The organism is Brevundimonas sp., from assembly GCF_029946145.1.
Classification (GTDB): Bacteria; Pseudomonadota; Alphaproteobacteria; order Caulobacterales; family Caulobacteraceae; genus Brevundimonas.
In genome coordinates this window covers 100,719-113,500 of sequence record NZ_JAQSDY010000013.1, presented here as the reverse complement: position 1 = coordinate 113,500, position 12,782 = coordinate 100,719, and the positions used below count along the sequence as shown (strand labels likewise).

13 protein-coding genes are annotated in these 12,782 nt (G+C 67.5%); 12 read left to right on the top strand and 1 reads right to left on the bottom strand.

Translation table 11 applies throughout. From position 1 onward, the window contains the following. The first annotated feature begins 48 nt into the window (after nt 1-48). The 12 genes from rpmF (at nt 49) to lpdA (ending at nt 10,765) form a co-directional block, all read left to right on the top strand. Nucleotides 49-231, top strand: a complete 183-nt coding sequence (rpmF, locus tag PSV23_RS06160; protein ID WP_055830178.1) for a 50S ribosomal protein L32 — start codon at nt 49-51, stop codon at nt 229-231. Between the two features lie 106 nt (nt 232-337). Then, nucleotides 338-934, top strand: coding sequence for a hypothetical protein (locus PSV23_RS06155; RefSeq protein WP_300466952.1), 597 nt, complete (start codon nt 338-340; stop codon nt 932-934). A 104-nt stretch (nt 935-1,038) separates the two neighbouring features. Further along, the gene (gene eno, locus PSV23_RS06150; RefSeq protein WP_300466950.1) at nt 1,039-2,319 is read left to right on the top strand and encodes a phosphopyruvate hydratase; all 1,281 of its coding nucleotides are present in this window, start codon (nt 1,039-1,041) and stop codon (nt 2,317-2,319) included. 158 nt (nt 2,320-2,477) lie between these two features. Then, nucleotides 2,478-2,915, top strand: a complete 438-nt coding sequence (locus PSV23_RS06145; RefSeq protein ID WP_300466948.1) for a nuclear transport factor 2 family protein — start codon at nt 2,478-2,480, stop codon at nt 2,913-2,915. 140 nt (nt 2,916-3,055) lie between these two features. Beyond that, nucleotides 3,056-3,373, top strand: a complete 318-nt coding sequence (locus tag PSV23_RS06140) for a septum formation initiator family protein (protein WP_370461010.1) — start codon at nt 3,056-3,058, stop codon at nt 3,371-3,373. A 193-nt stretch (nt 3,374-3,566) separates the two neighbouring features. Further along, nucleotides 3,567-4,601, top strand: a complete 1,035-nt coding sequence (gene pdhA, locus PSV23_RS06135; protein WP_300466944.1) for a pyruvate dehydrogenase (acetyl-transferring) E1 component subunit alpha — start codon at nt 3,567-3,569, stop codon at nt 4,599-4,601. Beyond that, the gene (locus PSV23_RS06130; RefSeq protein WP_300466942.1) at nt 4,598-5,989 is read left to right on the top strand and encodes a pyruvate dehydrogenase complex E1 component subunit beta; all 1,392 of its coding nucleotides are present in this window, start codon (nt 4,598-4,600) and stop codon (nt 5,987-5,989) included. The genes pdhA and PSV23_RS06130 overlap by 4 nt, the downstream gene beginning before the upstream one ends. Then, nucleotides 5,986-6,303: a DUF5076 domain-containing protein gene (locus PSV23_RS06125; RefSeq protein WP_300466940.1), complete on the top strand. Its 318-nt coding sequence runs from the start codon at nt 5,986-5,988 to the stop codon at nt 6,301-6,303. The genes PSV23_RS06130 and PSV23_RS06125 overlap by 4 nt, the downstream gene beginning before the upstream one ends. After that, complete coding sequence (locus PSV23_RS06120) at nt 6,300-7,577, top strand: pyruvate dehydrogenase complex dihydrolipoamide acetyltransferase (protein ID WP_300466938.1); 1,278 nt, start codon at nt 6,300-6,302, stop codon at nt 7,575-7,577. The genes PSV23_RS06125 and PSV23_RS06120 overlap by 4 nt, the downstream gene beginning before the upstream one ends. A gap of 13 nt (nt 7,578-7,590) precedes the next feature. Further along, the gene (locus tag PSV23_RS06115; protein ID WP_300466936.1) at nt 7,591-8,070 is read left to right on the top strand and encodes a glutathione peroxidase; all 480 of its coding nucleotides are present in this window, start codon (nt 7,591-7,593) and stop codon (nt 8,068-8,070) included. A 235-nt stretch (nt 8,071-8,305) separates the two neighbouring features. Beyond that, a complete protein-coding gene (locus PSV23_RS06110; protein ID WP_300466934.1) occupies nt 8,306-9,268 on the top strand; it encodes a DUF3667 domain-containing protein in 963 nt (320 codons plus the stop codon). 81 nt (nt 9,269-9,349) lie between these two features. Then, nucleotides 9,350-10,765 (top strand): dihydrolipoyl dehydrogenase, encoded by a 1,416-nt coding sequence (gene lpdA, locus PSV23_RS06105; protein ID WP_300466932.1) that lies wholly within the window; start codon nt 9,350-9,352, stop codon nt 10,763-10,765. Between the two features lie 160 nt (nt 10,766-10,925). Here lpdA and PSV23_RS06100 read toward each other — a convergent pair whose 3' ends face one another. Beyond that, nucleotides 10,926-12,710 carry an acyl-CoA dehydrogenase gene (locus PSV23_RS06100; RefSeq protein ID WP_300466930.1) on the bottom strand — a complete coding sequence of 595 codons (1,785 nt, stop codon included), beginning with the start codon at nt 12,708-12,710 and terminating at the stop codon, nt 10,926-10,928. Nucleotides 12,711-12,782: the final 72 nt, after the last annotated feature.

Sequence of the window (12,782 nt, the reverse complement as noted above, 5' to 3'; positions counted from 1 at the left end):
TGTTGTTTTCGCGCTCTCGCAGCGCCGACTAAGAAGATTGAGACGGACATGGCCGTTCCGAAGCGCAAAGTATCGCCCTCGCGTCGCAACATGCGCCGCGCCCACGACTCGCTGGGGACCAATCCCTATACCGAGGACAAGGACACGGGCGAGCTGCGCCGCTCGCACCACATCGACCTGAAGACCGGGACCTATCGCGGCCGTCAGGTTCTGACGCCCAAGGAAGACTAGTCTTCCACGGCTCGGCCTTCGGGCCGGACGAGAGATTTCACGGCGCGCGATGACTCGCGCGCCGTTTTCGTGCGTTCTGTCCGGCATACAACGCTGGAGACGCCCCATGATCCGCTTCACCGCCCTCGGTTCCGCAGTCCTGCTGACGCTCACGGCCTGCAATGCGCCACCCGCTGAACCTGCGCCCGAGCCCTCGCCGCCGCAGGTGGATCCCGGAACGCCCGTGGCGACCGCCAACACTCTGACTTCCGAGGGGTATGGCCCCGTGCGCGTCGGCATGACCCGGGCCGAGGTCGAGGCCGCGCTCGGCGCTGATTCGAATCCGGAGGCTGCCGGCGGGCCGGAACCGGAAAGCTGCGACGTCTTCCATCCCGCTCGCGCGCCCGAGGGGCTGACCGTGATGGTCGAGGACGGACGATTGAGCCGGATCACCCTGATGCGCGCTTCGACGGTGCAAACCGCCGGGGGCCTGGGCCTGGGTTCGACCGCCGCCCAGGTGAAGGCCGCCCATGCCGACGCCGCGGTCGAACCGCACAAATACGTTGAAGGCGCGGAATACATCACGGTCTGGAACGGCGGTCGCGCGGCGAATGGCGATGATCCGGCGTCGCGAGGAATCCGCTTCGAGACCGACGCGGCGGGCGTGGTGACGACGATCCACGCGGGCGGGCCTTCAATCCAGCTGGTCGAAAGCTGCCTGTAGTTCGACAACCGCCCGCAACGCGTGGCCGGTCCACCACCGTTCCTTGCGGCGGCGGGGTCGCGCGCGCTAAACCCCGCCGACTTCCCTGACAGCAGAGCGCCCCCATGACCGACATCGCCGACATCGTCGCCCGCCAGATCCTCGACAGCCGCGGCAATCCGACGGTCGAGGTGGATGTGATCCTCGACGACGGCAGCTTCGGCCGCGCCGCCGTGCCCTCGGGCGCTTCCACCGGCGCGCACGAGGCCGTCGAGCTGCGCGACGGCGACAAGGACCTGTGGGGCGGCAAGGGCGTGGGCAAGGCCGTCGACAACGTCAACGGCGAGATCTTCGACGCCCTGTCCGGCATGGACGCCGAGGACCAGCGCCGTATCGATGAGGCCCTGATCGCCCTCGACGGCACCGAGAACAAGGGCCGGCTGGGCGCCAACGCCATCCTCGGCGTCAGCCTGGCCTGCGCCAAGGCCAGCGCCATTTCCTCGGGCCTGCCGCTGCACCGCTATCTGGGCGGCGTTTCAGCCCGGATCCTGCCGACGCCGATGATGAACATCATCAACGGCGGGGCGCATGCCGACAATCCGATCGACATCCAGGAGTTCATGATCCTGCCGACGGGCGCCGAGAGCTTCTCGGAAGCCCTGCGCATGGGGTCGGAAATCTTCCACGCCCTGCGCCAGCAGCTGAAGGACGCCGGCCACAACACCAACGTCGGCGACGAGGGCGGTTTCGCCCCCAACCTGGCCTCGGCCGAGGAGGCGCTGAGCTTCATCACCCGCGCCGGACAGGCCGCCGGCTATCTGGCCGGCGAGGACTTCCATCTTGGCCTGGACGTCGCCGCCACCGAATTCTTCAAGGACGGCAAGTACGTCATGGCCGGCGAGGGCAAGACGCTCGAGGCCGACGCCATGGTCAACTACCTCGCCGACCTGTGCGAGCGCTTCCCGATCGTCTCGATCGAGGACGGCTGCGCCGAGGACGATTTCGATGGATGGCGGATGCTGACCGAGCGTCTGGGCGACCGCTGCCAGATCGTGGGCGACGACCTGTTCGTCACCAACCCCGCCCGTCTGGCCGCAGGCATCGGCGAGGGCCTGGCCAATTCTATCCTCGTAAAGGTCAACCAGATCGGGACATTGTCCGAGACTCTTGACGCCGTGGATATGGCGCATCGCGCGGGCTACACTGCGGTGATGAGCCATCGCTCGGGCGAAACCGAGGATTCGACCATCGCCGACCTGGCCGTGGCCACCAACTGCGGGCAGATCAAGACCGGCTCGCTGGCCCGCTCTGACCGGACGGCCAAATACAACCAGCTGCTCCGCATCGAGGAGATGCTGGGCGATCAGGGCGCCTATTTCGGCGATGGGATGCTGTTGAACCGCTAGACGGGGTCGCTGGCCGGGCGGTTCGACGCCCGGCGGATACTGCGCGGCGTCATGAGATTCCGAAAGTCCGACACCGGGCGTGCGGCTAAGCCTGAACCCGGCACACAGGGAGTCAGGCAATGGTTTGTCGTGCAGTCCTGATCGCAGGGATGCTGCTGATGGGAATGGTTTTCGCGGGACCGGCGGGGGCGCAATCGCCGGAGGATGATCGTCGGGCGGTGGCCGCGCTGGACGTCGAGTACCAGGCGGCGGTCAAGCGCAACGATTTCGCCGTCATGGACCGGATTCTTCACCCGGACTTCGTGCTGGTGACCGGCAATGGCCACGTCTTCGACCGTGAGGGCCTGTTCGAGAGCGAACGCGTCACGACCTATGAACAACAGGACGAGACGCCGGGCAGCCAGACGGTCCGGGTATTCGGCGACACGGCCGTCGTGACAGCCAGGCTGTGGATCAAGGGGACCGGCCCGTCCGGTCCGTTCGATCGCACCCTGTGGTTCAGCGACACCTATGTGCGCACCGACTCCGGCTGGAAATACGCCTTCGCCCAGGCGTCGTTGGCCCTGCCGCCCGGGCAGGCGGCGGTCGCCCCCTAGCCCGCCGGGCGATCCCGGCGGAAAACCCTCGTGTTCTCGACGCAGGTTTACGGTCAAGCTACGGTTCGTTAGGCATTTTCGGTCAGACTCCTTCAATCTTGAGTCTACGCTCAGAAGGAGCGTCCCGCGTGCCCGAACGGATGAAACCCTATTTCCCCTCCGCCATCCTGCTGCTGCTGATCGCCTATCTGGGCGTTCAGGCCCTGACGGGCGAGCGCGGCCTGCTGAGCGGGCATGAGCGCGACGCCATGCTGGTGCGCCGCGAGACCCAGTTGGCCGGCATCATGGAGCAGCGACGCGACCTCGAGGTGCGGGTCCGCTATCTGCGCACCGACAGCCTGTCGCGGGATTTGCTGGAGGAGCGGGCGCGCGCCGTGCTGGGCTTCAGCGACCCGCGCGACTACGTCATCCGGGTCACGGCGCCTGTCGCCAGCAAGGGTCCGGCCCCCAGAGCCTGATCGCAGATCAGGCTCCCTTTCGTGGAACGAAACCTGAGTTCGGACGCGTGCGCATCCGAACCGGTTTCGTTCGCGCGTGAACTTTCGTTACAGCTTGACCGGCGCGCTTTGCGTTTCGGGAACGAAGGCTGCTAAAGCCCCTTTCCGTAACGACAAGAGGCCCTCAACCGCGGGCCCAGCCGGGAGATGACGGATGGCGAAAGCCCCCGCCGCCAAAGCTGTTTCCAGCAAGGCGACAAAGCTGCCCAATACGCCGACGGCCTCGAAAGAGGACCTGCTGCGCTTCTATCGCGAGATGGTCCTCATCCGCCGCTTCGAGGAGCGCGCGGGCCAGCTGTACGGCATGGGGCTGATCGGGGGCTTCTGCCACCTGTACATCGGCCAGGAGGCCGTCGCCGTGGGGGTGCAGGAAAGCGTGCGCCAGGGTCACGACAAGATCATCACCGGCTACCGCGACCACGGCCACATGTTGTGCGCGGGCATGGACCCGAAACAGGTCATGGCCGAGCTGACGGGCCGCATCGGCGGCTCGTCCAAGGGCAAGGGCGGCTCGATGCACATGTTCGACACCGCCACGGGCTTCTACGGCGGCCACGGCATCGTCGGGGCCCAGGTCGCCCTCGGCACCGGCCTGGCCTTCGCCGGCCGCTATCGCGGCGATGACTCGGTCGCCTTCATCTATTTCGGCGACGGCGCGGCCAACCAGGGCCAGGTCTATGAGAGCTTCAACATGGCCCAGCTGTGGAAGCTGCCGGCCGTCTACATCATCGAGAACAACCAGTACGCCATGGGCACGAGCATCGAGCGCTCGTCGTCCACGACCCGACTGAGCGAACGCGGCTCGAGCTTCGGCATCCCCGGCGAACAGGTCGACGGCATGGATGTTCTGGCGGTGCGCGACGCCGTGGCCCGGGCGGTCAAGCGTGCGCGCGAGGGCGGCGGTCCCTTCATTCTGGAAATGAAGACCTACCGCTATCGCGGTCACTCCATGTCGGATCCGGCCAAATATCGGGCCAAGGAAGAGGTCGACGAGGTCAAGAAGACGCGCGACCCTATCGACCACGTCAAGATGCTGCTGGACCAGGCCGGCGCGACCGAGGACGACCTCAAGGCCATCGACGCCGAGATCAAGACCATCGTCGCCGAGGCGGTCCAGTTCGCCCAGGAAAGCCCGGAGCCGGACCCGTCCGAGCTCTATACCGACGTCTATGTGGAGGCCTCAGCGTGACCGACATTCTCATGCCGGCGCTGTCGCCCACTATGGAAGAGGGCACGCTGACCAAATGGCACATCAAGGCGGGTGACACGGTCAAGGCCGGGGACGTCATCGCCGAGATCGAGACCGACAAGGCGACCATGGAGGTCGAGGCCGTCGACGAGGGCGAGGTCACCGAAATCCTCGTCGCCGAGGGCTCGGAGAACGTGAAGGTCAACACGCCGATCGCCCGTCTGGCGGGTGAGGGCGGCGCTGCTGCGCCCGCGCCGAACGCCGATGCTCCCCCGGCTGAAGCTGCGGCCGCCGCCGACGCGCCGAAAGCCGCCGCCGAGGGCAAGACCGGCGACCCCGAAAAGGCCCCCTCGCAGTCGCCGAGCCCGAAGGTCGAGCTGCGCGACCCGCAGATCCCGGCCGGCGCCAAACTGATCAAGACCACCATCCGCGACGCCCTTCGCGACGCCATGGCCGAAGAGATGCGCCGGGACGACAAGGTGTTCCTGATCGGCGAAGAGGTCGCCCAGTATCAGGGCGCCTACAAGGTCAGCCGCGAACTGCTGCAGGAGTTCGGCGACAAGCGGGTCGTCGACACCCCGATCACCGAGCACGGCTTCGCCGGCCTGGGCGTCGGCGCGGCCATGGCCGGGCTGAAGCCGATCGTCGAGTTCATGACCTTCAACTTCGCCATGCAGGCGATCGATCACATCATCAATTCGGCGGCCAAGACCCTGTACATGTCGGGCGGCCAGATTCGCGCCAGCATCGTCTTCCGCGGCCCCAACGGCGCCGCCAGCCGCGTCGGCGCCCAGCACAGCCAGGACTATTCGGCGTGGTACGCCCAGGTGCCCGGCCTCAAGGTCATCGCGCCGTATGACGCCGCCGACGCCAAGGGTCTGATGAAGTCGGCGATCCGCGATCCCAACCCCGTCGTCTTCCTCGAGCATGAGATGATGTACGGGCTGGAGTTCGACGTGCCCGAGGTCGACGACTGGCTGGTGCCGATCGGCAAGGCCAGGGTCCGCCGCGAGGGAACCGACGTGACCATCACCGCCCATAGCCGCATGGTCGGCTTCGCCCTGCAGGCCGCCGAGACGCTGGCCGGGGAGGGGATCAGCTGCGAGGTCGTCGACCTGCGCACCCTGCGTCCGCTCGACCACGAGACCATCGTCGAAAGCGTGAAGAAGACCAGCCGCCTGGTCTCGGCCGAGGAGGGCTGGGGTCCGATGGGCGTCGGCGCCGAGGTCGTGGCCCGGGTCATCGAACACGCGTTTGACTATCTGGATGCGCCGCCGCTGCGGGTGCATCAGGAGGACGTGCCGCTGCCCTACGCCGCCAATCTGGAAGCCCTGTCGCTGCCGGGCGCGGACAAGATCATCGCCGCCGTGAAACGGGTGATGGCATGAGCGAGAACCCCGAGTTCCAGCTGACGACGCCCGACAGCGTCGCGGCCGACGCCGAAGCTGTCGAAATCCTGCGCATGTGGTGGTCGAAGGGCGAGCCGGTCATGTCGATCAAGCCAGCCTTCAACGACCCGCTGCAGTTCGGCCAGATGCTGGCCCATGCGGCCAAACACATGGCCCACGGCTATGCCGTCCGGCACGGCCACAACGAACGTGAGGCCTATCAGCGGATTCTGACGGGGCTGTCCGAGGTCATCAAGGCGGACAACGTCCAGACCATGGCCGAGCCGACCTCCAGGCCCGGGAGCGTGCGATGACCGACATTCTCATGCCGGCGCTGTCGCCCACCATGGAAGAGGGCGTGCTGGCCAAATGGCACGTCAAGGTCGGCGACACGGTCAAGGCCGGCGACGTCATCGCCGAGATCGAAACCGACAAGGCGACCATGGAGGTCGAGGCCGTCGACGAGGGCGAAGTCACTGACATCCTCGTGGCCGAAGGCACGGAAGGCGTGAAGGTCAATACGCCGATCGCCCGTCTGAAGGACGAGGGAGGCGCGGCCGCTCCGGCGCCCAAGGCTGCCTCCGCTCCGGTTGCTGATGCCTCCAAGGTTGAACCGGCCAAGGCCGAGGCCGCCGCCGCGCCCACCGCCGCTCCGAAATCCGCGCCGGCGAGAGCCGACGGCGCCCGCGTCTTCGCCTCGCCGCTGGCGCGCCGAATCGCGACGCAGAACGGCGTCGATCTGAAATCGATCAAGGGCACCGGCCCCCACGGCCGCATCGTCAAACGCGACGTTGAAGGCGCCAGGGGCGGAACGCAGGCTCCGGCCGCGTCGGGCGCTTCGGCTCCGGCCGGCGAGGTCCGCAAGGTCCAGTCCCTGGCCCAGATGGGCATACCGGACGGCAGCTATGACCTGATCCCGCTGGACGGCATGCGCAAGGCCATCGCCCGCCGCCTGACCGACAGCTTCCGCGACGTGCCACATTTCCCGCTGAACATCGACTGCGAGATCGACGGACTGCTGGCCTCGCGCGCCAGGGTCAATGCGATGCTCGAGAAGTCGGGCGTGAAGGTCTCGGTCAACGACTTCGTCATCAAGGCCTCGGCCATGGCGCTGAAGGCGGTGCCGGAAGCCAACGCCAGCTATTCCCCCGAGGGCATCGCCATGCACCATCACGCCGACGTGGCGATGGCGGTGGCCATCGACGGCGGCCTGATCACGCCGATCATCCGCGCCGCCGAAACCAAGTCCCTGTCGCAGATCGCGACAGAGTCCAGGGACCTCGCCAAACGCGCCCGCGACCGCAAGCTGAAGCCTGAGGAATTCCAGGGCGGCACCTTCTCGGTGTCCAACCTGGGCATGTTCGGCATCCAGTCGTTCGCCTCGATCATCAACGAGCCCCAGGGCGCGATCATGAGCGTGGGCGCCGGCGGGCCGCGGGCCGTGGTCAAGGATGGCCAGCTGGCCATCGCCACGGTGATGACGGTCACCCTGACCTGCGATCATCGCGTGGTCGACGGCGCCATCGGCGCCCGGTTCCTGCAGGCCTTCAAGGCGATGATCGAAGATCCCGTGACGATGCTGGCCTAGGCGGAGACAGGGCGTGACCACGGTCTATGACTTCAGCGCCACGGCCATCGACGGCGCCGAGCAGGCGCTGGAGCAATACCGTGGCCAGGCCCTGCTGATCGTCAACACGGCCTCCAAATGCGGCTTCACCGGCCAGTACGCCGGGCTGGAAGAGCTGCATCGTCAGTATGCGGACAAACCGTTCGAGGTGCTGGGTTTCCCCTGCAACCAGTTCGGACAGCAGGAGCCGGGCCGAGCCGCAGAGATCGCCAGCTTCTGCTCCGCGACCTATGGCGTCGATTTTCCGATGTTCGACAAGATCGAGGTCAACGGTCCCAACCGGCATCCGCTCTACGCCTGGCTGACCAGTCAGAGGAAGGGCTTCCTCGGCAGCCGTGACATCAAGTGGAATTTCACCAAATTCCTGACCGACCGCGAGGGCCGGGTGGTCGCGCGCTATGCGCCGCAGGTCGAACCCGAGGCGATCAAGGCCGATATCGACAGGCTGATCTGACAGGACCGCCCTGCGAGACCTCGCCATAGCCCTGGAAGATCGGCCCGACGGCCCCGCCGCCCGCGCGGCGCTGGAAGCCGCAGACCATACGGGTCGTCGCCGAACGCGAGGTGCTGTACAGCGACCATGATCATCAGATGATCCTGGTGGTCGACGACATGGCGCGGGCACGCGCCGTCTCCGAGGCGTGGACTCGCGAGACCGGCCCCGGCTAGGCTCCCGTCCGGGGGGCGGCGTGGCGGAACATCGGGAACCATCAGCAGCCTGTCCGGCGTGCGGCGTCGCTCTTCTCGGCCGCTATTGCCATGGCTGCGGGCAGGACACCGAGGCCCGGCCGCGTCCGCTGCGGGAATGGGCGGCGGAGGCATTCTCCGAATCCAGTCTGGTCGACGGCCGAACCGCGCGCACGCTCGCGGCTCTGGCGACCAGGCCGAACCGTCTGCTCGAAGCTTATCGGGATGGCGCGGGCGGTCGCTACCAATCGCCCACCAAGATCTTCGTGGTGGTCACGGCGCTCTTTTTGCTGATCCTGAATTTCAGCGGCGTCGTGATCTATCAGTATGTCGCCAGGGTGATCGATCCGACGGCGCCCGTCACCGCGCGCGCCGATCCGGACGGGGTCACGGTGCACCTGACGAATGTGGACCAGGGCGAGTGGTGGATGCAACGTCGCGTCGAGCCTCCCGTCGATCCGGCCGTCACGGTCGCGGTCGCGGCGGCGGCGGCGGCGGCGGCCAACGAACGCGACCGTCAGAACCTCCTGTACGAGAACCAGTCAAATCGCGAGCAGGTCGTGATCAGCGAACGCCTCGCTGCCTGGCTTCCGAACGCCATCTGGCTTCTGATGCCCCTGTTCGCGCTGCTTCTGGCCCCTCTGTTCGGGCGGCGTCGCCTGTTGATGGAGCACCTGGTGTTCGCCATGTGGGCTCATTTCATGGCGTTCGGCCTGCTGATCCTTCTCGCCCTGGCCAACAAGGCAGGCGCTGCCTGGCCGGCGTGGCCCGTGATGTTTCCGTATCTGGGATATTTCGTCGCCGCCGCCCGCCACTACTACGGCCTGTCCTGGTGGTCGGCCCTGTGGCGCGGAGGGGCGCACCTGTTGCTGTACGTGTTTCTCGTGCTGACGCCCGCCACCTTCGTCGTGGCCGCCACGGCCCTGGATATGGACGCGCTGGGCGCCTTCCTCCGCGCGGGCTGACATTTGGTTTCGGACCGGGGTCGCCGGGGTGGCGTCGGCGCGCCGGGACACGCTAAGACCCGGGGGACAAGGAGATGTCCGATGGCAGAGTTCGACCTTATCGTGATCGGTTCCGGCCCGGGCGGCTATGTGGCCGCCATCCGCGCCAGCCAGCTGGGCCAGAAGGTCGCCATCGTCGAGCGCGAAAGCCTGGGCGGCATCTGCCTGAACTGGGGCTGCATCCCCACCAAGGCCCTGCTCAAGTCCGGCGAGAAGTACGAGAGCCTGTCGCACCTCAAGGACTACGGCCTGTCCGCCGACAACGCCGGCTTCGACTTCGACGCCATCATCCAGCGTTCACGGGGCGTCGCCGCCACCATGAACAAGGGCGTCGCCTATCTGATGAAGAAGAACAAGATCGAGGTGATCGAGGGCACGGCGAAGCTGGAGAAGGGCCCAAGTGGCGCCTCTGGGGCGCCCAAGGTCGTCATCGCCCTGAAGGCCGGCGGGTCTCGCACGGTGGAGGCGAAGACGGTCATGCTGGCCGTCGGCGCGCGCGCCAGAGCCATTCCGCAGATCGGCCTGGAGGCCGACGGCGACCGCATCTGGGCCTATCGCGAGGCCATGGCGCCGAAGACAATGCCCGCCTCCATCGTCGTCATCGGCTCGGGGGCCATCGGGGTCGAGTTCGGCAGCTTCTACCGCGCCCTGGGCGCCGAGGTGACGGTGGTCGAGGCCGTCGACCGCATCATGCCCGTCGAGGACGAGGAGGTGTCCAAGGCGGCGCAGAAGGCCTTCGAGAAGCGCGGCATGAAGTTCCGCACCGGCTGCAAGGTGACGAAGGTGTCCAGGGGCGGCAAGGGCGTGCAGGTGGCCATCGAGGCCGGCGGCAAGGCTGAAACGCTTGAGGCCGAGGTCTGTATTTCGGCGGTCGGCATCACCGCCAACACGGACGGCATCGGTCTGGAGGCGCTGGGCGTCAACATGGACCGCGGCCACATCACCATCGACAGCCACTGCCAGACGAACGTGAAGGGGCTGTACGCCATCGGCGACTGCGCCGGCGCGCCCTGGCTGGCGCACAAGGCTTCGCACGAGGGCATCCACGCAGCCGAACACATCGCCGGTTACAGGACGCCCAACGTGAACTCGCCGATCGCCGGCTGCACCTATGCCCAGCCGCAGGTGGCCTCGGTCGGGATCACCGAACAGGGCGCGCGCGAGGCGAAACGCGAGGTCAAGGTCGGCCGCTTCCCCTTCCGCGTGAACGGCAAGGCCGTCGCAGCCGGCGAGATCGAGGGCTTCGTCAAGGTGATCTTCGACGCGAAGACCGGCGCCCTGATCGGCGCCCATATGCTCGGCGCCGAGGTGACCGAGATGATCCAGGGCTTCGTCACCGCCATCGCCATGGAGGCGACGGAAGAGGACATCCACGGCATCGTCTATCCCCACCCGACCATGTCCGAGGCCATGCACGAGGCGGCGCTGGACGCCTATGGGCGGGTGCTGCACATCTAGTCCCGCACCTCTCCCTCCCCTTTATGGGGAGGGTGACCGAGCGTAGCGAGGTCGGGTGGGGTCCGATTGCGACATCCCGGAAGCGCCGCCAAGCACTGCCGTACCCCACCCGTCGGCTTCGCCGACACCCTCCCCATGAAGGGGAGGGAGAGCGTCCGGCTCAGCCCCCCAGCACGTCCACGCTCATCCGTTCCAGCAGCGCCCCGCCCTGACCCACGGCGGCCAGCCGGCTGGAGGCGTGGCCCAGCACATTGGCGGCATAGACCTCGTACAGGGTGATCTTGCCTTCCAGCCAGGCCGGGTCGCCCTGGCCGCCGTCCAGCTGGTCGCGGGCGTACAGCGCGCCCTGGGCCAGCATCCAGCCGCCCGTCACGTCGCCCAGCAGCTTCAGATAGGCGTCGGCGGCGGCCAGCACGTCCGCGGCCCCGTCGGCGGCGGCCTTGCGGTCCAGCAGCCAGACCGTCGCGTCCTCCACCGCCTCGACCGCCGCCGCGAAGCGTTCGACCGGCTTGCCCGAGTACAGGCGCGGCAGGTGGGCGAGGGTGACCTTCATGTCGGCGATCAGGTCGCGGGCGGACTGGCCGCCGTCCATCGACAGCTTGCGGCCGACCAGGTCCATGGCCTGGATGCCGTTGGTGCCCTCGTAGATCGGGGCGATGCGGGCGTCGCGATAGTATTGCGCCGCGCCGGTCTCCTCGATGAAACCCATGCCGCCGTGAATCTGAACGCCCATGGAGGCGACCTCGCAGCCGACGTCGGTGGACCAGGCCTTGGCGATCGGAGTGAACAGGTCCTCGCGGCCCTTCCAGCGCCGCCGGTCCTCTTCCGTCGCCGCGTGTTTCGCCAGATCGGCCGCCACGCCCGTGGACAGGCAGATGGCCCGTGCCGCCGCGACCCTGGCCTTCATCACCGACAGGGTGCGGCGCACGTCCGGATGGTCGATGATCGGGGCGTTGGCCTCGCCGGTCCACACCGAACGGCCCTGACGCCGCTCGCGGGCGTAGGCGAGGGCGTGCTGATAGGCCCGTTCGGCGATGCCGACGCCCTCGACGCCGACGGCGAGGCGGGCGGCGTTCATCATGACGAACATATGGGCCAGGCCCTGGTTGGGCTGGCCGACCAGTTCGGCCGTCGCGCCCTCATAGGCCATGACGCAGGTGGGCGAGGCGTGGATGCCCAGCTTGTGCTCGACACCCACGGGCCGGAAGCCGTTGCGGTCGCCCAAGGTCCCGTCGTCCTTGACGAGGAATTTCGAGGCGAGGAACAGGCTGATGCCCTTGGGCCCGGCCGGAGCGTCGGGCAGGCGGGCCAGCACCATGTGGACGATATTGTCCGTGGCGTCATGGTCGCCCCAGGTGATGAATATCTTCTGGCCGTTCAGCGCATAGGTCCCGTCGCCGTTCGGCGTCGCCGTGGCCGTCAGGGCGCCGAGGTCGGAACCCGCCTGCGGCTCGGTCAGGACCATGGCCCCGGTCCATTCGCCGGAGACCAGTTTCGACAGATAGATGTCCTTCTGCGACGGCGTGCCGTGGGCCTCCAGCGCCTCGATCGCCGCCAGCGACAGCATGGGGCACAGGCCGAAGGCCATGTTGGCCGCATGCACGGTCTCATAGGCCGCCAGCTCCAGCGCCTTTGGCAATTGCTGGCCGCCGGCGTGGGCGGGGGCGGACAGGCCGGTCCAGCCGCCCTCGGCGAACTGGCGATAGGCGTCGGCGAAGCCCGGGGCGGCGGTCACCGAACCATTGGCGTATGTCGAGCCCTTCTGGTCGCCGATGCGGTTCAGCGGCGCGAGGACGCCTTCCGAGAACTGGGCCGCGGCCTCCAGCACCGCGCCCAGAACGTCCGTGTCATAGTCGGGGAAGGCGCCGGTGGCGGCGACCTGGTCTATCCCGGCAACGGCCTGCAGGGCGAAGGCGATGTCGCGGACGGGCGCGCGGTAGGTCATGGTGGTGAATCCAGGTTCGAAACGTCCCGCGTTCATGCCGTCTTGCCGCCGGGGCATGCAAGCGGCGGCTTG

Bases quoted from the DNA above. Each gene is read 5' to 3' on its own strand.
- rpmF (WP_055830178.1), top strand. From the start codon at position 49: ATGGCCGTTCCGAAGCGCAAAGTATCGCCCTCGCGTCGCAACATGCGC.
- PSV23_RS06155 (WP_300466952.1), top strand. From the start codon at position 338: ATGATCCGCTTCACCGCCCTCGGTTCCGCAGTCCTGCTGACGCTCACG.
- eno (WP_300466950.1), top strand. From the start codon at position 1,039: ATGACCGACATCGCCGACATCGTCGCCCGCCAGATCCTCGACAGCCGC.
- PSV23_RS06145 (WP_300466948.1), top strand. From the start codon at position 2,478: ATGGGAATGGTTTTCGCGGGACCGGCGGGGGCGCAATCGCCGGAGGAT.
- PSV23_RS06140 (WP_370461010.1), top strand. From the start codon at position 3,056: ATGAAACCCTATTTCCCCTCCGCCATCCTGCTGCTGCTGATCGCCTAT.
- pdhA (WP_300466944.1), top strand. From the start codon at position 3,567: ATGGCGAAAGCCCCCGCCGCCAAAGCTGTTTCCAGCAAGGCGACAAAG.
- PSV23_RS06125 (WP_300466940.1), top strand. From the start codon at position 5,986: ATGAGCGAGAACCCCGAGTTCCAGCTGACGACGCCCGACAGCGTCGCG.
- PSV23_RS06120 (WP_300466938.1), top strand. From the start codon at position 6,300: ATGACCGACATTCTCATGCCGGCGCTGTCGCCCACCATGGAAGAGGGC.
- lpdA (WP_300466932.1), top strand. From the start codon at position 9,350: ATGGCAGAGTTCGACCTTATCGTGATCGGTTCCGGCCCGGGCGGCTAT.
- PSV23_RS06100 (WP_300466930.1), bottom strand. From the start codon at position 12,710: ATGACCTACCGCGCGCCCGTCCGCGACATCGCCTTCGCCCTGCAGGCC.